Annotated in this window: 16 protein-coding genes; 3 read left to right on the forward strand and 13 right to left on the reverse strand. The window is 62.0% G+C overall.

Going from position 1 to position 20,952, the window contains the following annotated elements; all coding sequences use genetic code 11:
• Nucleotides 1-11: 11 nt before the first annotated feature.
• The 13 genes from tssL to tssH all read right to left on the reverse strand — a co-directional run bounded on the left by tssL (nt 12) and on the right by tssH (nt 18,555).
• Nucleotides 12-1,289 (reverse strand): type VI secretion system protein TssL, long form, encoded by a 1,278-nt coding sequence (tssL, locus tag I6H87_RS03725; protein WP_011614638.1) that lies wholly within the window; start codon nt 1,287-1,289, stop codon nt 12-14.
• Nucleotides 1,286-2,629 (reverse strand): type VI secretion system baseplate subunit TssK, encoded by a 1,344-nt coding sequence (gene tssK, locus I6H87_RS03730; RefSeq protein ID WP_010811519.1) that lies wholly within the window; start codon nt 2,627-2,629, stop codon nt 1,286-1,288. Before tssK ends, tssL begins: the two co-directional genes overlap by 4 nt.
• Nucleotides 2,630-2,633: 4 nt before the next feature.
• Entirely contained in the window at nt 2,634-3,140 is a 507-nt protein-coding gene (tssJ, locus tag I6H87_RS03735; protein WP_011614637.1) for a type VI secretion system lipoprotein TssJ, read from the reverse strand.
• Between the two features lie 29 nt (nt 3,141-3,169).
• Complete coding sequence (locus I6H87_RS03740; protein WP_010811517.1) at nt 3,170-3,430, reverse strand: PAAR domain-containing protein; 261 nt, start codon at nt 3,428-3,430, stop codon at nt 3,170-3,172.
• Between the two features lie 145 nt (nt 3,431-3,575).
• Complete coding sequence (locus I6H87_RS03745; protein ID WP_041687171.1) at nt 3,576-5,135, reverse strand: hypothetical protein; 1,560 nt, start codon at nt 5,133-5,135, stop codon at nt 3,576-3,578.
• Between the two features lie 15 nt (nt 5,136-5,150).
• Nucleotides 5,151-6,611: a hypothetical protein gene (locus tag I6H87_RS03750; protein WP_011614635.1), complete on the reverse strand. Its 1,461-nt coding sequence runs from the start codon at nt 6,609-6,611 to the stop codon at nt 5,151-5,153.
• A 91-nt stretch (nt 6,612-6,702) separates the two neighbouring features.
• On the reverse strand, nt 6,703-9,051 hold the full coding sequence (locus tag I6H87_RS03755; protein WP_011614634.1) for a T6SS effector phospholipase Tle3 domain-containing protein: 2,349 nt from the start codon (nt 9,049-9,051) through the stop codon (nt 6,703-6,705).
• A 33-nt stretch (nt 9,052-9,084) separates the two neighbouring features.
• The gene (locus I6H87_RS03760; RefSeq protein ID WP_011614633.1) at nt 9,085-11,679 is read right to left on the reverse strand and encodes a type VI secretion system Vgr family protein; all 2,595 of its coding nucleotides are present in this window, start codon (nt 11,677-11,679) and stop codon (nt 9,085-9,087) included.
• A gap of 23 nt (nt 11,680-11,702) precedes the next feature.
• Nucleotides 11,703-12,797 carry a T6SS immunity protein Tli4 family protein gene (locus I6H87_RS03765; RefSeq protein ID WP_011614632.1) on the reverse strand — a complete coding sequence of 365 codons (1,095 nt, stop codon included), beginning with the start codon at nt 12,795-12,797 and terminating at the stop codon, nt 11,703-11,705.
• 313 nt (nt 12,798-13,110) lie between these two features.
• A complete protein-coding gene (locus tag I6H87_RS03770) occupies nt 13,111-13,596 on the reverse strand; it encodes an Hcp family type VI secretion system effector (RefSeq protein ID WP_010811256.1) in 486 nt (161 codons plus the stop codon).
• 128 nt (nt 13,597-13,724) lie between these two features.
• Entirely contained in the window at nt 13,725-15,218 is a 1,494-nt protein-coding gene (tssC, locus tag I6H87_RS03775) for a type VI secretion system contractile sheath large subunit (RefSeq protein WP_011614631.1), read from the reverse strand.
• A 49-nt stretch (nt 15,219-15,267) separates the two neighbouring features.
• On the reverse strand, nt 15,268-15,801 hold the full coding sequence (gene tssB, locus I6H87_RS03780) for a type VI secretion system contractile sheath small subunit (protein WP_010811254.1): 534 nt from the start codon (nt 15,799-15,801) through the stop codon (nt 15,268-15,270).
• A 39-nt stretch (nt 15,802-15,840) separates the two neighbouring features.
• Nucleotides 15,841-18,555, reverse strand: coding sequence for a type VI secretion system ATPase TssH (tssH, locus tag I6H87_RS03785; RefSeq protein ID WP_011614630.1), 2,715 nt, complete (start codon nt 18,553-18,555; stop codon nt 15,841-15,843).
• A gap of 454 nt (nt 18,556-19,009) precedes the next feature.
• On the opposite strand from tssH, the gene I6H87_RS03790 reads away from it, so the two are divergent.
• Genes I6H87_RS03790 through tssE form a run of 3 tightly spaced genes read left to right on the forward strand, consistent with a single transcriptional unit; the run spans nt 19,010 to nt 20,952 of the window.
• Nucleotides 19,010-19,612, forward strand: a complete 603-nt coding sequence (locus tag I6H87_RS03790; RefSeq protein ID WP_011614629.1) for a TagK domain-containing protein — start codon at nt 19,010-19,012, stop codon at nt 19,610-19,612.
• Entirely contained in the window at nt 19,602-20,438 is an 837-nt protein-coding gene (locus I6H87_RS03795) for a type VI secretion system accessory protein TagJ (RefSeq protein WP_011614628.1), read from the forward strand. Before I6H87_RS03790 ends, I6H87_RS03795 begins: the two co-directional genes overlap by 11 nt.
• Nucleotides 20,431-20,952 (forward strand): type VI secretion system baseplate subunit TssE, encoded by a 522-nt coding sequence (gene tssE, locus I6H87_RS03800; protein WP_011614627.1) that lies wholly within the window; start codon nt 20,431-20,433, stop codon nt 20,950-20,952. The genes I6H87_RS03795 and tssE overlap by 8 nt, the downstream gene beginning before the upstream one ends.

The raw sequence follows: 20,952 nt of genomic DNA on the forward strand, positions 1-20,952 counted from the left end.
CCTGACCCCGATTACGGCGTTACAACGATTTCGACCCGGCGATTCCTTGCCCGGGCGGCTGGCGTCTTGTTGTCGGTAAGCGGCTCCGAATCGCCCTTGCCAATCGCTTCGAGCCGATTCTTTGCGACGCCCTTGCTGGCCAGGTACTCTGTCACGGTCGCAGCACGCTCTTCCGACAGCACCTGGTTTGACGGGTACTTCGCCGTCTTGATGGGAACGTTGTCGCTGTGGCCGACCACGGTCACCTTGCCGGATACCTTGTTGATTTCTCCGGCAACCTTGTCCAGCAACGGCAGGACCTTGTCGCTGACCTCGGCGCGGCCACCGCCGAACATGTCATCCCCGCGGAACGTGACGGCACTGCGGGTCGCATCCTCCTGTACGCTGATAACCCCACGCGCAATCTCATCCTTGAGCAACTCGGCGAGGCGCAGCGCCTTGGGCGGCTCCGGCGGTGTTGCCTTGCCGATGGCGAGGATTTGCTGTTCGAGATCGTGGGTGCGGAACAAGAGTTGGTACTTGTACCAGGCGAACTGGCCAAAGACCGCCAGTGCCAGCACCGACGCCGTGACCCACACCGGCACTGTGCGAAGCAGGCTGAGGCGCCCGGCGTCCGCGCCGCGCCAGTGTGGCGACAGGTCGCGCGGCACGCTTTCGCGTGCCGCGCTGATCAGGTGCAACAACCGCTGCCGAATGGCGTCGAGCTGGCGATCGCCATCGGCGTGGCCAGCATAGCGGCCAAGGAAGCCGAGTGACAAGATGTGATAGATCACCTCGATCACGTCCATGTGCTCTGCGGCGGAGCTCGCCAGCCGCCCCAACAACTGGAACACCTTCTCGCCGCCATCGTTTTCGCCATGCAGCTGGATCAGCAAGCTGTTGTTCGCCCAGGTATGGCGCCCCCATGGCATGCCATTGGCAGCCTCATCCAGCGCCGTGCACAGACAATACTGTGCAGCCAGAACGTGCTCGCGCCGAATATTGGCGCGCTCGCAGACTGCCTGAAAATCTTTCGCTTCCCCCACCAGAATTCCCTTCAGTGCAGCCGCCTGATCCTGTCGCAGCGATGTCGGCATGTCGGCCAGTGCGCGCAACAGCGGCCGCGCTGCCGCAAGCAAGGGATTGGCCTTGCGGCTGATCTCTTCCACCCGCTGCTCAACGGACTTGCGCGCGTCGTTCTGGCTGCTCGCCTCCGCTGCGGCGCGTGGGCTCGCGCGATCTCCTGCCTTGGCAGGCTGTGCTGCTTGCGAGTCCAATTGGGGATCACTCGACACAAGTGGCTTGCTCATTGCCGCACTCCCCACAGTTCCATACGCAACTCAGGAAAGGTCCCCGCTACGTGCAGCGCCAGCCCACCGTACTGCGCCACCTGGTCCCAGAGCGGGTGCTGCTGGGACAGTTCAAAGTAGACATGGCCAGCATTGAACGGGATCTGCCGTGGCGGCACCGGCAATGACTGCAGCGGAATTCCAGGAAGATGGGACCGAACCAGTTCCGCCAACCGCGCAGACGGCCCCACCTTGGTCTGGGCCGGAAACTGCTGCTGCAACAGATCCGCCGGAACCTGCGCGGTCACCGCCAGCACAAAGGTCGCGAAACGGCCGATCTCGCCCGGATCGAGCACCGCCGTTCGGATCCCATGTGACTGCTCCGTGATTTCAATCCGCTGCGCAGCGCGTTCCAGCACCACATTGAGCAGGAAGCGCAGGTCGTCAACCAATGGCTTCAGGCAAAGATGCGGAGCATCGTGCCGATAAGCCGCATGCTCAGCCGGCCGACGGGTCTGGGTGCGCACGAACGTCGACAGTTCCCCCGACAATGCCGCCAGGTGCAGGTACAACACCTCTGGCGACGCGGCCTTGGCCTTCAGCAGGTGGGTCAGAATCGGCTCGTACCGGTTCAGCAATTGGAGGATCAGGTATTCCGATACTTCGGCAGCATCCCCGCCCCGCATAGTGGCAGCAGACAGGCGCTCGGCCATCGCATCGGCCCTGAGATGCAGGAGGCCGTGGATTTCGGTAAGCCATGTTTGAAGCAATGCACTGGCCGTGTAGACATTGACCGGCGGAATCAGCGCTGCATCCAGTCTGGCACTGCCATCGGCGCGGATTTCCGTCACTCTTGTCAACGGCAGGCCAAGCCAGGACTCGGAGAGTTCCTTCTCCGGCAAAAGCCGAAGACGCAAGTCTGCCAACTGCACCAGTTTTGGTCCCTGTGCGATCGAATTCGCATCCAGCAATTCCTGCTCAAAGGCACGGTATCGCGCCAGGGAATCCGTGGCATCATCGAAATTCGTTTCTTCCGCATTTGGCGTGCGGATCGGCACCGCCAGACAGATGATCTGATTCAGGTGCTCGGCCTGAAGCGCAAGCGGCGCCGGCACTGCCGTATGTGCCGGAGCGTCAAAGGGCGTACCGTCCTGGAAGATTCCAGCGGCACTGGAGACCACCAGCTTACCCAGCGAGAGCGCTTCAGCATCGATCGAGAAATGGTGAAAGCCCCAGAAGAACGGGCTGAGCGCGGCGCTACGCTTGTGCGCGTAGTGTTCCAGATAGCGCTCCTGCTGCTGAAAGAGTTGCGGGCGCAGGAACAGTCCCTCGCTCCAGACGACCTTGTTGTACCAGCTCATGGATTCAATCAGGTTTGGAAATTGTGATGGTCTGCTGGTCCAACGAGACTTGCAGCTTGACCTTGCGTGCCGGAATTGCCATGCGGTACCACGCAGCGTCCGGCGCCGGTGGCAGTTTGTAGACAGATCTCCAGGTGGCTTTGCCAAGCTCCCTGTACCCGACCAGAATGCCGATGGCTTGCGTGTCCGGATTGAGCTTGCGCTCGATGTCGCGCGACTCGCCGGGCCGGAGGATGAACTCGTCTCGTGCCAGCAGATCCTGCGTCAGCAGCGTCTTGTCCGACTTCTCCAGCGAGTAGTAGTCCGCATTCTCAAACGCGCTGTCGGTCTTGAGTTCGTAGACCCGAACCAGGACCGGAGAGGGCCTGCCCTTGTCGTCAGGGTTGACGGTATCTTTGGCGGATACAGCCAGATCCAGCTTCATCTGCTCGCGCTGGGCCGGTGCTGTGGAGCAGGCCGAGCCGAGGACCGATGCTGCGAATAGGCCAAGCAGCGACACGCTTCTCGCCATCCTGTGCCGTATCAAGAGAGCCTTGCGAGTCATGAGCCCACCCGCGCCGACACCGAGCCAATCAGTACCGCGCCGCAATCCGTCATATCACCGCTGACCGCACCTGGCACGCCATCGACCTTGTACAGGCCTCTTACCTGCGAAATGCGGCTTATCCCATGCAAGGGACAACTGACTGCATCCCCCTGACGTGCGATAGGGCGACCGTTGATCTTGCGGTTGGGCGAGCCTGCCAGCACGACGCCGCCATGCGTGTGACCATCGCCAACGACAACAATGGAATCTGCCATTGATATATCTGCTCCCAGGTAAATGGCGTACATACTGCAATGGGCCGGTGCAACTCTTCCGATGAGCGGGCCAGCAGGAGCGCCCCGACGAAATCCTCGTTGGTGGCAAAGCGTGTTCATCCAATTGACCATTGTTCTCATCCCCTCAACGCCCATCCGTCTGCTTGCCGAACCACGGGTAGTAGGCAGTTGTCCTGCCCCGAGCCCGCGGCCATTCCTTGGGAGGTTCGCGCTTGGTCCAGCCTGGCGGTGGCGCCACCAGCACCGTCCACGCATCGTTGGGATCCACCACGCTGGTCACGACTGCGCTATGCCCGGTCTGGTCCGCATACGCGACCGCATAGGCAATGTTCAGCCCCGCGCTGGCCGCGCGGGCCGGGCCCACCATATGTTCCGAGACGCTGCGGAAGTCTTTCAACTGGTCCAGGTCCGGCCACTGCTGGTGCACCGCCGCACGCAGGGGCGCAAGCACTGTGGTCACATTGGGCGCGCGCCGGTCCATGTCGTGGTAGACGCGGTCGACCGGATGCTCCTGCGGCACTTGCGCTTGCACGGCTTGCAGCAGGCCCTGCCACGCGCCACCAGGGGTAGCTGCCTTCGCTCCGACGCCGCCCTCGTGCTGTTGCGGGGTGTACAGCGCCGCCAGCGGCGCATAGCCCCAGTCCGCGCTGGGATGTCCCAGGATCAGCAGCACCGAATTTTCGTTGGTCTGCTCGCCTTTCGGGTAGTTGGGCGCGTCCATGGTGTACACCCACACCGTCTTCTTCGGGTTGGCGTTCAGGTAGGCAATCGCCGCCTGCAGGTCATAGAAGCCCACGGCTTCCTCGCCCGCCATCACCGTGACATTGGCCAGCTTTGGTTCGGGGAAGATCTTCAGGCTCATCGCCTCGGCCGCGCTATAGATTTCCATAAAGAACAGCCGGCGCGCTGCGTTAAGCGTGAAGGTGGGCAGGCCAATCACCATGTCGCTATCATGGGACAGCCCCCGTACCGGACTGCCCCTGTCGTCGTAAATCTTCACGAAGAGGTCATACATGCGCGCCTCGGCGTGCTCCTCATTCTCCGCCAGTATTGAGGGGGCCGGCATGCCAAGCCGGATATGTTGAGCGAGTTCGTCTAGGCCGTTCAGATACCGATTCGACTCCTTGATATAGGTCGGTGTATTGATCCACGCCTGCGACATCCCGGCAAATACTCGGATGTCGGCAAAGTCCGGCCGTCGCGTGCCGTTCCGGATCGAGTAGAAGTAATTCGCGTTGACCGCCGTGTGGTAGCCCAGTGGATAGAGCGGCTCACGGATCAGGGCATCAAGGGCTTTCCAATAGACCGGATTGGGATTGTCATTCTTCCAGACCGGGTTGACCCCGCGGACGAGCAATCCCGGCGCGTCACCGAGCTTCAGATGCGGGCTGTCCGTATCAGAGGGGTTGCGGTCCGCCATTCCCTGCGCCCACAACAGGTTCCAATGGGTCGGGTAGTCCTTCCACATCAGCGGATTCATCCACTGCACCCCAAGTACATACGCTGCCGGCGCGTTGGGGCCGCTCGCGAGTGTGCGCGCAGCAAGTGGATACGGCGACGGATCTCGGTGATAGTTGGACATGGGCTTTCCCGATGAACAGGCCGACAGGAGCGCCGCGACGGTGGCGCCCACCATGACAGCAATCGCGCGCCGTACGGCTACCTTGTTCATGCGAGTGGCCATGGTTCTTTCATCCCCTCAACGCCCATCCGTCTGCTTGCCGAACCACGGGTAGTAGGCAGTTGTCCTGCCCCGCGCCCGCGGCCATTCCTTGGGAGGTTCGCGCTTGGTCCAGCCTGGCGGTGGCGCCACCAGCACCGTCCACGCATCGTTGGGTTCCGCCACGCTGGTCACGACTGCGCTATGCCCGGTCTGGTCCGCATACGCCACCGCATAGGCAATGTTCAGCCCCGCGCTGGCCGCGCGCGCCGGGCCCACCATATGTTCCGAGACGCTGCGGAAGTCTTTCAACTGGTCCAGGTCCGGCCACTGCTGGTGCACCGCCGCACGCAGGGGCGCAAGCACTGTGGTCACATTGGGCGCGCGCCGGTCCATGTCGTGGTAGACGCGGTCGACCGGATGCTCCTGCGGCACTTGCGCTTGCACGGCTTGCAGCAGGCCCTGCCACGCGCCACCAGGGGTAGCTGACTTCGCTCCGATGCCGCCCTCGTGCTGCTGCGGGGTGTACAGCGCCGCCAGCGGCGCATAGCCCCAATCCGCGCTGGGATGTCCCAGGATCAGCAGCACCGAATTTTCGTTGGTCTGCTCGCCTTTCGGGTAGTTGGGCGCGTCCATGGTGTACACCCACACCGTCTTCTTCGGGTTGGCGTTCAGGTAGGCAATCGCCGCCTGCAGGTCATAGAAGCCCACGGCTTCCTCGCCCGCCATCACCGTGACATTGGCCAGCTTTGGTTCGGGGAAGATCTTCAGGCTCATCGCCTCGGCCGCGCTATAGATTTCCATAAAGAACAGCCGGCGCGCTGCGTTAAGCGTGAAGGTTGGCAGGCCGATTACCATGTCCGAGTCATAAGGGAGCCCCCTTCTGGGCTGACCGTCATAACCGGCATAGTTCTTCACAAAATAGTCCGCCATACGCTCATCGGCATGCTCTTCGTTCTCTGCCAGAATCGACGGTGCCGGCATTCCCCAATCGATCTGCTCTGCCAATCGGTCCCGGCCATTCATGTATCGATTGGACTCCTTGATATAGGTGGGTGTATTGATCCATGTCTGCGGCATGCCGGCGAACACTCGGATGTCGGCAAAATCCGGCCGTCGCGTGCCGTTTCGGATCGAATAGAAGTAGTTCGCGTTGGCCGCGGTGTGGTAGCCCAGTGGATAGAGCGGCTCACGGATCAAGGCGTTAAGCGCTTTCCAGTAGACCGGGTTGGGATTGTCGTTCTTCCAGACTGGGTTGACGCCGCGGACAAGCAGCCCCGGCGCATCACCGAGCTTCAGATGCGGGCTGTCCGTATCGGACGGATTGCGGTGCGCCAGTCCCTGCGCCCACAGCAAATTCCAGTGGGTCGGGTAGTCCTTCCACATCAGGGGATTCATCCATTGCACGCCAAGCACATATGCGACTGGGGCGTCAGGGCCGCTCGCGGGCACGCGCGCAGCAATTGGATACGGCGACGGATCTCGGTGGTAGGTAGACATGGGTTTTCCCAATGAACAGGCTGACAGCAGCGCCGCAGTGACGGCTCCCGCGATGGCCACGGCTAGCCGGTTGGTGTGCTGTTTGAATCGGTCAGTGGTGTTCACCGAGCCCTCCCTGCAGAACTTGCCCGCCGAAGGCTGGGTCACGCTCGGTGGGTCGGTGATGCTTGTTTGCGGAAGGTGTCTGTGAGATGCGGTTGTCCGAGCGCTCATCATCCATACCAAGCGCTCTCGGAACATCAGCTTTGTAATCCTTTTGACTCTCCAGCCGATCTCCATTTATCCGACCAGAACCGTAGTACCAACTCCATTCCTTCATCTGATCGTCTTCCCGGTCACAGCGCCTCCAGTCCGCCAGTTGCCTCAGCCACTTCATCTCCGCCTCCGGCATCATGCAGATGCCCACATCAACGTCATAGGCGAGCACCTTCTCGCAGTGCACCGGATTGGTCAGGATGGTCGAGTGGTTCGTAGCATTCAGATCCACCGCGTATTTCAGGAAATACCCGCGCTTGTCTGCATCGAACTCGCGGAATTCCGCATACTCGTCCCCCGCAAGGTCCCCGCCATCCTTCATCTGCTCAATGGCCGCCTCATAGGGATCGTCAGCCTTGCGTCGGGCAAGCTGACGCACGCTGGCATTGTGTTCATAGCGCAGCGCCGCTTCGTCGCTGTAGTCCGCCGCGCCCTGCCCCGCGCTCCGGTACTTGTCGTAGATGTCGTCGCTCCTGCCTGCCGGATTGAGCGCATCCGTGTGCGACTCGGGTCCCTGGTTGAAGATCCCTTCCACTGTCCCGGCTTTCGCGCTTTGCCCACCATCGTCAGGCGCCCGTTTGTCGGGGTGATACAGGTGGATGGCCCGCGGCGCGATGGCCTCCTTCACTGCCGGGGCATTGATCGGCACGGTCCAGCCGTCCGGTGGGTCGGCGTTCACGGGCACATAGTTGACATGCCCGAACGTCGTCACCCTTAGCAGGGCGAAGGCCATTTCATAGATTCCACCGAGCGCGGTCGCACCAAGCTTTTCTCCGAAGCCGCGCTGGTCGTCCTGCCATACCCGCGTCAGATGAAAGCGCAGTGGCAATGGCTTGCGGTACCAGAATGCCTTCCCATCGCCCTGGATCGGATCGACCTTCGACGGGTTACCTTTGTCGTAATAGACGAAGTTGCTTGGCTTGGCACCAACTTCGAATGGCATCTGGCCATACTTGCCCGGATTGCCCTGGGCCCACACACGCTGGAACAAGACTTCGGCATGATGCGCGAAAGCATAGGGGCGATCGCCGCGCGCCTTGGCCGACTCCAGCATGTCGTGATCGGTACCGGCCAGCACCTCCTTCGACAGGCCCAGCCACCCCATCCCCTGCACGGTGCTTACTGAAATCACTTGATCGTGGGGATTGCTATAGAGGAAAACGTGCTTGCGTGTCTGACGTTCCTTGCTGTCCTTCCCGGCAGTCCAGGGGGCTTCCCCTTGCTTGGGACGCCGGGTGGGCGTCAGGGCGTTGACGCAGTCGTCGCTGGCATGATCAAAGCTGGAGGCACCGACAATCTCAAAGAAGCGATCCAGCGTCTTGCGCCGCGCAAAAACGGTGACGCGGCCCAGGTCCGTGTCGGCGTTGTACTGCCCGAAGTTATCGAAGAAGTTCGGCAGGACGCTGTATGGCGGATTGGCGAGTACATAGGTGTCCGCCACGCCATCCCCGCCGAAGTCATGTTTGCCAATAAATGCCGAGGCCATGCCGACCATATTGCCCTGGCTGTGACAGACCACCGTGACCGGACACGCCTTGCCATAGGCGTCAATATGCTTGACCCGGACTTGCGCCACCAGTGCGGCCAGGCGCCGGGCGGCATGCGCTCCATAGTGGCGTGGGGGGCAGCCGTAGATCAGCCGGCTTGTCTCCGTATTCAGGTCCTGCGCCTGTAACCCGGCAAACAGGTCGGTGACCGTGCCCGTGGTCCACAGATCCGGCAGGGCAGAGCATCCGTTGGCGAAGGGACCGCCGCCCCAGGCATCCTCTTCGTCAAGCAAGATGTTTGGCCCAACCGTCGCCAGGTCCTCCTTGGCAGCTTTATAGCCCCAGCGGAATCGGATAATGGGGCTCTGGTCGCCATCGGCAACGAAGTTCGTCGCATTGACTTCCCGGGACAGGTAGCCTTTGGGTGTCAGCTCCGACAGATACTGCGCTGGCCGTAGCGCCCCCATGTCGTACGTATCGCCCGTTTCCCCGCGCTGCTGGCGCTGATTCAAGCCTTTGCACAAGCCTTCTTCAGCGCTGGCGAACCATTCGCCGTTCGAGTTCACGCCGTGCACGAAGATGATGATGCCGGGCAGCGTCTTCAGGTCGAGCTTTCGGAGCGCCTTACTTGGAACGTGAATGTCGTCGGCGCTGGCAATCGGGTTGACCCCTTGTCTGGATACTATGGGTGCACTCATATCTGGTTCCGTGACAATCGATGCGAAGCAGACTCAGTACAGCTTGGGCGCAAATATCTTTACGCTCACCGCCTCGATCAGATCCGAAGCCGACTGCGCGGTTTCGCCAGCGGCATTGGTTACACCTTCCACCACACTGCCGTCCGCCTTGACAATCTGGTAGGGTGCATTGGGGACCGGTCGCTCGAGCTCGCCTGCCTTCAGCAGGAACTTTCGGCCCGCGTCACCCTGGCTAAACTGCGGCAACGGTCCGTTCAGGCTGGACGGCCCTACGATGTCGAAATCCGACGTATGCAGCAGGATCCCGCCAGGACCATAGATATCCACCTTGCCTCCGCCAATGCGGATGCCGGCACCGTCCGCTGTCATCAAGCTCAGGCTCTTGCCCGCGTTCAGAACGATGTTGCCATCGGTTGCGGTCACCACTACGTTCTGTCTGGCATTCGCTTCGATGTTGGATTTCTGCGCCTGCAGAAGCAGATTGCCCTGATGCGCAATGCCGCGCAGCTCACCGCTGTGCGCGAAGAACCCGATTCCCTGCCCCGCATTGACAACGAACTGCTGCCCTGCGGTCATTTGCTGGTTCAACCGTGAGACGGTGTCGATATGCTTGCCGGCATACGTCGTCAATATCTTGGGCGTGGCCAGTGCCATGCCCGCCGGCGCATAGGCACCGATCAGCGGCTGACCTCCCTCACCAGGCACGTCCTTGTGGTTGTTGGCGCCAGCGTCCCACTCCCTGACGGCCCGCGTGAGTTCGGCCTGCGGGTCCGTATCGGCAGCCAGCCCTTCATGGGCATGGCCATAGTCCCCCAACGCCTTCGCCGCCTCCAGCGCCGCCTCCATGCAGCGGATAAACTCGTCGCGCGACAGGTGCCCGCCCATGGCGCCTACCTGCCCTTCCGCGGTAACGAACAAGCCCTTCCCACCGCGTATGGCACCCTGCCCATCGGTGCGCAGGTCGAAGCCTTCACCACGCCGGTCCTTGCGCCCGGCGTGGTCCGGCACCCCGGTCAGATAGCCCAGGTTCAGTTGCGATGCCTGGTGATCCGAGGACAGCTGCGCCTGGATCTGATCCTTCGTATCGTCCATCAGCAGGTGATTGTGGCGCCCGCCAAACAACTCCTTGCTGCGAATCCCCGACAAGGCATGCTGCCCCGGCAGCGCCCACGGCGGCAGATTGAGCTGATTCGGCGCCCGCCCGACAATCACGGGACAGTCCGGATCGCCGTTGATGAACGCCACAATGACCTCCTGCCCGATACGCGGAATGTGCATCGCGCCGAACTGGTCGCCCGACCAGCCGTTGACCACCCGAATCCACGGTGACGAGTTCTCGTCGTACTTCCCGTAGCGATCCCATTCGAATTGAATGATCACGTTGCCGTGATCGTTGCACCAGATCTCCTGGTTCTTCGGGCCGGTCACCACGGCCCGCTGCACGCCGGCCACGTATGGCTTGCCGACCGTGCGCGGCGGGCGAAAGACTTCATCAGTGGGGTGCGCTTCAAACGCAACGCGGCACGAAAACTGTTGCCCGCTGCCGGATTCGCCGCCGACATCCTCCAGCTCCAGCGTCGCACCGATCACCAGATACTCGCGGTTCATCGCCGGGTTGCCGTGATTGCTCACCAGGTAGGTGCAGCCCGCCACCACTCCGCGCAGCGCACCCACGCCCCGCGCACGCCGGCCACGCGAGCGGCGCTCCTCCATGCGGATCCTCGCCCGCATCTCGCCCACCGCCGGATCGACATAGTCGCCCGGGTGCTCGTAGCGCTCGAAGTCGGCGAAGCTGGTATTGCGCGGCTGGCTGTTGTCGGTGGTCAGATTCGCGCGCGGCTTGCGTGGATCGTAGTCGTTCAACGTCACCTTGCCCGTGCGCAGCCGGTTGACCGGATCGAAGCGGACCAGATGTTCCTGGTCGATCTTGAAGCCACGCGGATAGAGTGGCAGCGTGCGATAGGCCTCGCTGGGAAACGCGCGGTACGCGCCCGATTCGGCGGCCAGGATCAGCCGATGGTGTCCGCCGTCATGCTCGAAGAAGTATGTAATGCCATACTCTTCGGTCAGGCGCTGGATGAAATGCGCATCGGTCTCGCCATGCTGCACCTCCCAGGCAAGCTTCGGATAGACCGATGTATCGAGGCGCTTCTCCACCGAGAACGGGTAGTCCGCAAGCACCTCGTCAAGAATCTCAATCACCGTCTTCTTCTGGAAGGGCTTGAAGTCCGACGTCTGCGTCGCGAGCCACAGCCAGGGACGCAGCGTGAACCGGTACAAGCGATTCTCCGCAACGCCGCCGACATGCTCGATATCTGAGATGACGCCGGTGATCTCGCGGTGCCCTGCGCCCACGCCACCCAGCAGCCCTGTGCCCATGCCATCGAGCTCGATCGTGACGGTCATCTCGCGGCCGATCATCGCATCGGGATCTGCCTCCGCAAGATACTGTTCCGCGGCAGGCGAGACCGCACGCAGGTCTACCTTGTAGGTGAAGAGTTCGCTCAATCCCTCATGACCTGAGAGCCTCACGAATTCCAGCTGGGGCTGTCCCAGCAAATCAGGAATGGCTGCGCTGGAAACGCTAACGGTGCGAGAACACGAAGCAAAAGCAGCTAGCCGATTCATGGGATGGGTTCTGGTTTCCCTGCTCACCTCCTCTCTCCCTCCACCGCACCTGGCCGGGGCCGGATCGAATTCGCCACCTTGTCCCAAATCCTCAGCACCTCATCGTCATCCATCGATGAGTCGACATAAGCGCCACCAGGAATCTGTCCGCCGGTCATTAACGTAAGATGCATCTGCGGCTGCATGTACTGCGGCGTATCCCGCTTGGTCTCCGCCTTCAAACCCTGCCGCCTGTATCCCTCTTCCTTGAAGGTCTCCACAAGCTCATCTGCTTCCATGCCGGCAACGGTTCGCTTGCCCTTGCGTAGGGTGTGGAATGCGAGCCGATATGCCAGCGGGGCGCCTTCCAATCGCTTTTCCAGTCGCGCGATCATGCCCTCGTCCTGCGTGACAAGCGCGCGCGAATGGATGTCAAAGAGAAGATCCTTATGGAGTTCACTTTGAAAACTGAACATCGCCGTCTCTTCGTCGTGGATGTCGTTCAGCACTACGCCTTTGACACAGAAGCCGGGACCGGCAGCCTCCGGGTCGGTATAGGCGCGAGTGTGGACTGCGAGGTTTCGCAACCGCGCTTCTACCGCTTCCGCCGGCTCGCTATCGGGGTAGCTCTTTTCCTCAAAGATGACGTATCGCAAGTCTCCCGCCAGGAGGTGGATTTCGCTTCTAAAGTATTTACCTTGCTGCGCATTGTCGTAGCGACGAATCAGATAGCCTCCTTCACCTTCACCTAACGGTGTACTGGACACCAACATCGGGGCATGTGTAACTTCATTGCGTGCATCCCTTAGTTCTTGCATTCGCTTACTCACCGCCCGCTCAAAATCTTCGCGCAGGATGACCGGCTCTGCCTCCACCGGACGTTGCTTGGGCACCTTGACATAGATGCGCTTGAAGTCCTTATCTTTGCCATAGAGCAACTCGGCATCGCCGGGACTGTCCATCGAATCCGGTACCGAATTGAACTCTTCTGGCAGGTCAATTAGGAAACGGCCAATGCAATGCGTCTTGTATGGCTGGTGGATATCCATGGGCGGAAAGGGATTTGTGGCCGCTCGTTGACAGCCAGTCGTTAGAAGTGCGGCCAGAAACAGGCCAGCCATGTTCAGTTTGGCGGCCATATCAAGTTCCCCGGGGGCGTCCTGACTTGTGCCGTCAGCTTGACAATGCTATACAGCGTCACGAACTGAGCCATCTCATTCCAGCTGGGGCTGTCCCAGCAGGTCGGGAATCGCCGCGCTGGAAACGCTAACGGTGCGATTCCGCCCAACGGCCAGGCTCTTCAGATTGTTTAGCGCACTCATGAGGTCATCTCTTTAACGGCCGCTCGGAGTCTGGCCGTTGTCATCCGCATGGATTCCGCACTCGGTCAATGCCAGCGTCCTTGGCCTCGCCAGCTTCCACTCGGGTAGCCGGCGAGACCGGTCATGACAATCAGGCTTCCTTATTGCCCTTGATGTCGTAGCCCGCGGTCACAGCACCACCGCTGCCGCCCTGGGCGTTCTGCACCACATACTCCTGCTTCACCCTGGAGAACGACAGCGCCACCTTCTCGCGCATGCGCACTTCGTCATCCACCGAGCCCTTGGGGCTCACCTTGGTGACGATCACGTCGGTCATGGTGAGCTTCAGGTATTCGAGCGGATTGCCGCCGGCCTTGCGCACCACCAGCACGGCCTCGTTGATGTGCTTGCCGGTCAGGCAGTACTTCATCAGGTTGGGCGAGGCGCGGTCGATGAAGTGCTCGAAGGACAGGTCCGACACGGTCGCCTTGCCGGCGCCGCCGCCGCTGCCCGCGTGCATGGTGGACTGCTGCTCGATGCTCCAGTCCCAGGCCAGCACTTCGACTTCGTTCTTGTGCGACGAATCCTGCGACTCGCCATCGATGCCATTGATCTTCAGGAAAATGTCCTGTGCCATTGCAAAACTCCTTGACGTTAAGACAGGTACTGCAGACAAGAGCCACAGCCAGGGCCGCGCCCCAATCAGGTCAGGGGCGCGATACCTCGGCGTGGAACTACCGGTACGTTTCAACGCCTGAGCGACGCTCAGGCGGCGTCCTTGACCGACGGCAGGCGCGCCACAAGCCGCAGCGGAACGGTCAGGCCCTCGAGCTGGAAGTGCGGACGCAGGAAGAACTTGGCGCTGTAGTAGCCGGGGTTGCCTTCCAGTTCCTCGACGACCACCTCGGCTGCAGCCAGCGGTCGGCGTGCCTTGGTCTCCTGCGACGAGTTGGCCGGGTCGGCATCAACGTAATTCATGATCCATTCGTTGAGCCAGCGCTGCATGTCCTCGCGTTCCTTGAAGGCGCCGATCTTGTCGCGCACGATGCACTTCAGGTAATGGGCAAAGCGCGAGCAGGCGAACAGGTACGGCAGGCGTGCCGACAGGTTGGCATTGGCGGTCGCATCAGCGTCGTAGTACTCGGCTGGCTTCTGCATCGACTGGGCACCGATAAAAGCTGCGTAGTCGGTGTTCTTGCGGTGCACCAGCGAGATAAAGCCGTTCTTCGACAGTTCGGCTTCACGGCGGTCCGAGATGGCGATTTCGGTCGGGCACTTTATGTCAATGCCGCCATCGTCGGTCGGGAAGGTGTGGCACGGCAGGTTCTCGACCACGCCGCCGCTTTCGACGCCGCGGATCAGCGTGCACCAGCCATAGAGCTTGAACGAACGGTTGATGTTGACCGCCATGGCGTAGGCAGCATTGCTCCACACGTACTTGCGGTGATCCGCACCGTCGGTGTCTTCCTCGAAGTCAAATTCATCGACCGGATTGGTCTTGATGCCGTAGGGAAGGCGCGACAGGAAACGCGGCATGGCGAGGCCGACATAGCGGGCATCTTCCGAGTTGCGCAGGCTGTTCCACGGCGCGTATTCCAGGTTCTGGAATATCTTGGACAGATCGCGCGGATTGGCGAGTTCCTGCCACGAATCCATCTGCAGCACCGACGGCGAGGCGCCTGCAATGAACGGGGCGTGAGCCGCTGCCGAGATCTTGGCAAGCGAGCCAAGGAGTTCGACGTCGGGCGGTGTGTGATCGAAGTAGTAGTCGGCTACCAGGCAGCCGTAGGGTTCACCACCAAGCTGGCCGTACTCTTCTTCATAGATGCGCTTGAAGAACGGGCTTTGGTCCCAGCCGATGCCCTTGTAGCGGCGCAGGGTCCGGCGCAGCTCTTCCTTGGACACATCCATCACGCGGATGCGCAGCTTGTCGTCGGTTTCGGTGTTTGAGACCAGGTGGTGCAGGCCGCGCCAGGCGGACTCCAGCTTCTGGAAGTCCTCATGGTGCAGGATCAGGTTGATCTGCTCGGAGAGCTTCTTGTCGATGGCGCCGATGATGGCTTCGATGCTCTTGTAGGCATCATCGCTCATGGTGAACGAGCTGGCGAGCGCCTGCTCGGCCAGGGTCTTGACGGCGAGGTCGACGGCCTCGCGGGCCTGTTCGGTCTTGGGCGAGAATTCGCGGCTGATCAGCGCGGCGAAGTCGGAATGGTCAGCGCTCGCGAGCGCTTGGTGTTGTGCTGGTTGGGCGGTGGCCATGGAATCCTTGCTTGATGAGGTGGTTCAGGAAGGCAAGTAGCCGATCCATTCAGGACTGCGGCGACTGAGGTTCGTCGTCGCCGGCCCTGGGCTTGGGCGCCTTGGCAAGCGACTGCAGCAGCGCGGGATCCTGCAGCAACTGGTTGATCAGCGATTCGGCGCCCGACTTGCCATCCATGTAGGTCTGCAGGTTGGCGAGCTGGGTGCGGGCTTCGAGCAATTGCCTGAGCGCATCAACCTTGCCGGCTACCGCCGCGGGCGAGAAATCCTCGATGCTCTCGAATGTCATGTCGACCATGAGCTGGCCGTCGCCGGACAGCGTGTTGGGCACCGCAAACGCCACGCGCGGCTTCATGGCCTTCATGCGCTCGTCGAAGTTGTCGATATCGATCTCAAGAAACTTGCGATCGGCAACCGCCGGCAGCGGCTCGGCCGGCCTGCCCGACAGGTCGGCCAGCACGCCCATCACGAAGGGCAGCTCGATACGCTTCTCCGAGCCATAGACTTCGACGTCGTACTCGATCTGTACGCGCGGCGCGCGGTTGCGCGCGATGAATTTCTGCGAACTGTTCACAACAGACATGGATCTCCCCTGCGGGTTACATGGACATGCCGGTCGGCGTCAAGCCGAGCCGGCCTCGGGACACTCCGGCACAACGGCATCGTGGCCAACGCGGTATTCGGTGTGGTAGGCGAGCCCGGCAGGCGCGCTGTCGGCGACGCGGATCGCGATCACGGCGAGCTCGCGCTTCTCGGACAGGGCCAACAGCCACAGGCGCGCCAGTTGCGGCTGGATGACCTGCTCAATGAAGCCGATCAGCTGCCGGGCGCCGGTCTCGCCGACCGGACAGCGCGCCACGATGAACTCGACCACCGGGTCGTCGTAAGTCAGCACAATGCCGTGCTGATGCTGCATGCGCACCGCCACGCGATCGAGATGCAGGCGCACGATGCGGCCCAGGTTTTCAGCCGCCAGCGGCAGATATGGCACGACTACCAGCCGCCCGAGGAACGCCGCCGGGAACACCTTGCGCAGCTCGGGCATCAGCGCGTCGCGCAGTGCAGCGGGCTCCGGCATCAGCGCCGGGTCTTCACAGAGATTCGCCAGCAGATCGGAGCCGGCATTGCTGGTGAGCAGCAGGATGGTGTTCCTGAAGTCGATATGGCGCCCCTCGCCATCCTCCATGTAGCCCTTGTCGAAGACCTGGTAGAAGACTTCGTGGATATCGGCATGGGCCTTCTCGACCTCGTCGAGCAACACCACGCTGTAGGGCCGGCGGCGCACCGCTTCGGTCAGTACGCCCCCTTCGCCGTAGCCGACATAACCCGGCGGCGCGCCCTTGAGCGTCGAGACGGTATGCGGCTCCTGGAATTCCGAGAGGTTGATGGTGATGAGGTTTTGCTCACCGCCGTACAGGGCGTCGGCCAACGCCAGCGCAGTCTCGGTCTTGCCAACGCCCGACGGGCCTGCCAGCAGGAAGACTCCGACCGGCTTGTTGGGGTCAGTCAGTTGTGCACGGGCGGTCGTGACGCGCTCCCCGAGCTGGGTTAGCGCATGGCCTTGCCCGATCACGCGTTCGCCAAGTGTCTGCGGCAGCTGCATCACGGTTGCCACCTCGTCCGCGACCATGCGCCCAACCGGGATACCGGTCCAGTCGGCGACGATTGCGGCGACCACGCGTTCATCCACTTCCGTGTACACAAGCGGCGCATCCGCTTGCGCGGCATGAAGATGGCCCTCGAGCTCATCCAGGGTTCGTCGCGCCGGCGCGGCCACAGTCGATTCATCCGACGCGGACTGCACCAGTGCGTATCGGCGGGCGACCAGGTCGGTCGCCAGACCGCGCACCCGGTCCCAGCGCGCCGAGGCCAAAGCCAGGTCGGCTTCGAACTGCTCGCGCCGAGCCCGTGCGAGCGCAATCCGCGCAGCGTCCGGCCGGCCAAAGCCGGCTTCCCGGGCCAATAGTGCGCACTCGGCGTCGGCCGCGGCGAGTTCGTGGCGCAGATGTTCGACTTCTGCCGGGGGCGCATGCAATGACAGGGCTACGCGCGCACAAGCGGTGTCGAGCAGGCTGATCGCCTTGTCGGGCAACTGCCGCGACGGGATAAAGCGATGCGATAGCCTGACGGCGGCGCGCACCCCCTCGTCGCGGATCAGTACCTGGTGATGCGCCTCGAACGTCCGGACCAGACCCCGCACCATGGCAACCGCCCTGGCTTCGTCCGGTTCCATGACCTGCAGGACCTGGAAGCGGCGGGTGAGCGCCGGGTCCTTCTCGATGTGGCGCTTGTATTCGCTCCAGGTGGTGGCGCCGATCGTGCGCAGTGTCCCACGCGCCAGCGCCGGCTTGAGCAGGTTCGCGGCATCGCCGGTGCCGGCCTGGCCACCGGCGCCAACCAGTGTGTGGACCTCATCGACGAACAGGATCACGGGCGTCGGGGATTTGGCAGCTTCCTCAAGCACGCCCTTCAACCGCGCTTCGAACTCGCCTTTCATGCTGGCGCCCGCTAGCAGCGCACCCACGTCGAGGCTCAGCAGCCTGATGTCCTTCAGGCTGGGCGGCACCTCACCCGCGGCAATGGCCTGTGCCAGCCCCTCGATGACGGCGGTCTTGCCGACACCCGCCTCTCCGGTCAGGAGCGGATTGTTCTGACGGCGGCGCAGCAGGATGTCCGTCATGGTGCGGATCTCATGCTCGCGACCGATCACCGGATCCAGCCGGCCCGCGCGTGCCTCCTCGGTCAGGTCGCGGCAGTACCTGCCCAGGGCGGGCTTGCCGGCACTGGCAGGTGCCGTCGCGCCACTGGCTTCACCCGGTGTGGCCGGCGCCAGGCCACTGCCGTCATAAGCCGCTTCACGGCTCTCAGGCGATTGCGCGATGAGCGCCGGTGCCATTTCCACCAGGTCATCGGGCCGCACCTTCGCGAACTGGCTTGAGATGCCCAGCACCGTACGGCGCAACTCCGGCGTCTTGAGCAGCGCAGCGAGCAGATAAGCGCCGCGCACGTGGTCATCGGAAAAAGCAAGCGTCGCATAGACCCACGCTCGCTCGATCGCCGACTCAAGCTGGAACGAAAAGTCACTGATCGAGGTGGCGCCGGCAGGCAACGCGGCCAGCGCGCGGGTCAGGTCGGCTTCAAGCACGGACAGGTCGGCGCCGGCATGGCGCAGCATCCGCTGCAGGTCGCCATCCGGGGCTTGCAGCAGTTGGTGGAGCCAATGCACAAGCTCCACGTACGGGTTGCCGCGGAGCTTGCAAAAGGCCGTCGCGCTTTCGATCGCCTTGAATAGCGTGAGATTGAGTCGGCCAAATAAAGCCTGACGCGAAATATCCATTCGATGCCTTTGCCGTTCGCCCCTTGGATAAGAGGACTACCATTGCACGGAGATTTTGTTATTTGGCTTTTTTAGGATATGACCAAAACAATACGCTAGCAAATGTCTCGTCCGCGACCAGGCCTCTGGCGCATCGGCACCAAAAATCTATATAACTCATTGATTTTATGTACTTTATTCACTCCATCGCGCGGTTATCACGTTTTCTTCTGGCCGACAATGACCCAACACCATGTCCCCATGGAATATTACAAATTTTGACAATCCATCCGAGATATACATAATTTTTATCCAATGTCCATAGGATCACCCTTAAATCTCTATGATCACTTTTTAATTCTGATTTTCCGGATATTAAATAGGAAAATTCCATTCCATTTAGAATTTCGTTACACCAGGATTTGCGATTATCATCAGACGCTTTCGAAAACCAATAACCTCAGGTGGCCGGGCTATGAGCGACTGGCAGAACCGCACTGCGGAAATCCACGCCGTCAACGCCAGACTCGATGGCGACAGCAATGCGCCCTGGCCTTGGGATGCGCTCGGCGGGACGCAGCCAGACGGTGCCGATCCGTTCTCGCTGGTGAAGCCAGCCGGTGGTGCGGGGACAACGGCGGCGGCTGGCCCTGAGCCGGCCGACGTGCTCGATCAGCTCAAACGCGAGGCCGAGGCGGCGCTAAGGGACCCGAACTACGTCAGTGCACATGCCAGCTCCAACGCAGCGTCGACAGCTCCGATCCCGGCGGAGGGCGAACCGAAGCCGCTGCAAACGCTCGCGCGCGAAGCGAACCATGCCGATAGCTTGATGGACATGCTGGACACGGCAGGCCATATTGATTCGCTGATCGGCTCCCGGGAATCCCTGGAAGAGCACGAACTCTTTTCAACCCCGGCTGCGCCGGACGTGCTGTGGCTGTTCGCTGGCGACATTGCGCCCACGCGGCGCCGCGATGTCACGGCCCTGCTTACCCGTCGCGAACACCATCTGGTGTCGATGGACAGCGCCTACCGTCCCGCGCCGGCGCTGCCGCCTGATCCTGGCCATGACGCTTGAAGCGCACACCCCTCGTCAGGCACCCGGCACGGGGCTGTCATCAATCCTTCGCCGAAGCGGCTCGGTCAAAGGCGCGCTGGCCCAGACGGAGGCGCAGGTCCGCGAGGAACCTGGCTCTTTCGCTTTCCGTTGGCAGCTATTCCAGTGGCTCTGCGTGGTCGGTGACTGGTCCAGGGCCCTCAAGCAATTGCAGGTCGCCACGCAGCTTGCGCCCGGCTTCGCGCAAACCGCGCATGTGTACCGCGACCTGATCCGTGCGGAGGTGTTTCGTGGCGAGGTATTCGCCGGCCAGCGCACCCCCGGCTCGCTGCTGCCGGCCCCGGCGTGGGTGGCAAAGCTCCACACGGCTCTGGCGGAAAACAAGGCCGGCGAATGCTCAGCCGCGGACGCCAGCCGGCACCTGGCCCTGTCGCAGGTGCCAGCCTCAGCCGGCGCGCACGACGGCGTGCGCTTTGCCTGGATTACCGACACAGACACACGGCTGGGACCGACCTGCGAGATCGTGACCGCGGGGCGCTACGCCTGGCTGCCCTTTGCGCAGATGCGCAAGATCGAGTTGGGCAAGGCGTCCGGGTTGCTGGATCTGTTATGGCGCCCGGCCACGGTGACACTCGCCGACGGCGTGGTCAGCCGTGGCTTCCTGCCGGTGCGCTACCCAGGCTCCGAACAAGGCAGCGACGGGATTCGGCTGGCTCGCGAAACCAGCTGGAGTGAAGCGGGTGAGACAGGTGTCATCGGTTTCGGCCAGAAGACCTGGATGACAGACACGGGAGATGTCGCCATGCTGGATGTGACAACGCTCACCCTGGACGCGGAGCATGGCTGAACACCGCCCGCCGCGCCGCCCGAATTCGCAACTGCTGCCGACGTTGCTGGACCGGCTGCGCGACGACGCGCCCCAGCGCCAGACGGAAAGCGCGGACGAATACACCGTCACGCGTGCCCAGATGCGCGAGATCATCCAACGCGACCTCACCTATCTGCTCAACACCACCAATCGCGAGGATGAAATCGATCGCAAGCGCTATCCCGCTGCTGCCGCATCGACCATCAACTACGGCGTGTCCCCGGTCGCCGGCAGTTATCTGGCCGAACACAAGTGGAGCGATATCGTCACCATCGTCAGGCGTGCGATCCTGGACTTCGAACCCCGGCTCATCCCCGGCTCGCTGGAAGTGAAGCCGCTACTGAAAGAAGATGCGCCACAACGCTATAACACCCTGGTGTTCGAGATCAAAGGCCTGATCCATATGAACCCGTATCCGATGGCGTTCACTGCCCAAAGCTCGCTCGACCTGGAAACCAGCCGGATGAGTGTCCAATCGATCCACGCCAGCTGA

Source organism: Cupriavidus necator (genome assembly GCF_016127575.1).
GTDB classification, from domain to species: Bacteria; Pseudomonadota; Gammaproteobacteria; order Burkholderiales; family Burkholderiaceae; genus Cupriavidus; species Cupriavidus necator_D.

Excerpts from the sequence above, each read along its gene's own strand:
- tssJ (WP_011614637.1), bottom strand. The coding sequence starts at position 3,140 with ATGGCGAGAAGCGTGTCGCTGCTTGGCCTATTCGCAGCATCGGTCCTC.
- tssC (WP_011614631.1), bottom strand. The coding sequence starts at position 15,218 with ATGGCCACCGCCCAACCAGCACAACACCAAGCGCTCGCGAGCGCTGAC.
- I6H87_RS03790 (WP_011614629.1), top strand. The coding sequence starts at position 19,010 with ATGAGCGACTGGCAGAACCGCACTGCGGAAATCCACGCCGTCAACGCC.
- I6H87_RS03770 (WP_010811256.1), bottom strand. The coding sequence starts at position 13,596 with ATGGCACAGGACATTTTCCTGAAGATCAATGGCATCGATGGCGAGTCG.
- I6H87_RS03740 (WP_010811517.1), bottom strand. The coding sequence starts at position 3,430 with ATGGCAGATTCCATTGTTGTCGTTGGCGATGGTCACACGCATGGCGGC.
- I6H87_RS03795 (WP_011614628.1), top strand. The coding sequence starts at position 19,602 with ATGACGCTTGAAGCGCACACCCCTCGTCAGGCACCCGGCACGGGGCTG.
- tssB (WP_010811254.1), bottom strand. The coding sequence starts at position 15,801 with ATGTCTGTTGTGAACAGTTCGCAGAAATTCATCGCGCGCAACCGCGCG.
- tssL (WP_011614638.1), bottom strand. The coding sequence starts at position 1,289 with ATGAGCAAGCCACTTGTGTCGAGTGATCCCCAATTGGACTCGCAAGCA.
- I6H87_RS03755 (WP_011614634.1), bottom strand. The coding sequence starts at position 9,051 with ATGAGTGCACCCATAGTATCCAGACAAGGGGTCAACCCGATTGCCAGC.
- tssH (WP_011614630.1), bottom strand. The coding sequence starts at position 18,555 with ATGGATATTTCGCGTCAGGCTTTATTTGGCCGACTCAATCTCACGCTA.
- tssE (WP_011614627.1), top strand. The coding sequence starts at position 20,431 with ATGGCTGAACACCGCCCGCCGCGCCGCCCGAATTCGCAACTGCTGCCG.
- tssK (WP_010811519.1), bottom strand. The coding sequence starts at position 2,629 with ATGAGCTGGTACAACAAGGTCGTCTGGAGCGAGGGACTGTTCCTGCGC.
- I6H87_RS03765 (WP_011614632.1), bottom strand. The coding sequence starts at position 12,797 with ATGGCCGCCAAACTGAACATGGCTGGCCTGTTTCTGGCCGCACTTCTA.
- I6H87_RS03750 (WP_011614635.1), bottom strand. The coding sequence starts at position 6,611 with ATGTCTACCTACCACCGAGATCCGTCGCCGTATCCAATTGCTGCGCGC.
- I6H87_RS03760 (WP_011614633.1), bottom strand. The coding sequence starts at position 11,679 with ATGAATCGGCTAGCTGCTTTTGCTTCGTGTTCTCGCACCGTTAGCGTT.
- I6H87_RS03745 (WP_041687171.1), bottom strand. The coding sequence starts at position 5,135 with ATGGCCACTCGCATGAACAAGGTAGCCGTACGGCGCGCGATTGCTGTC.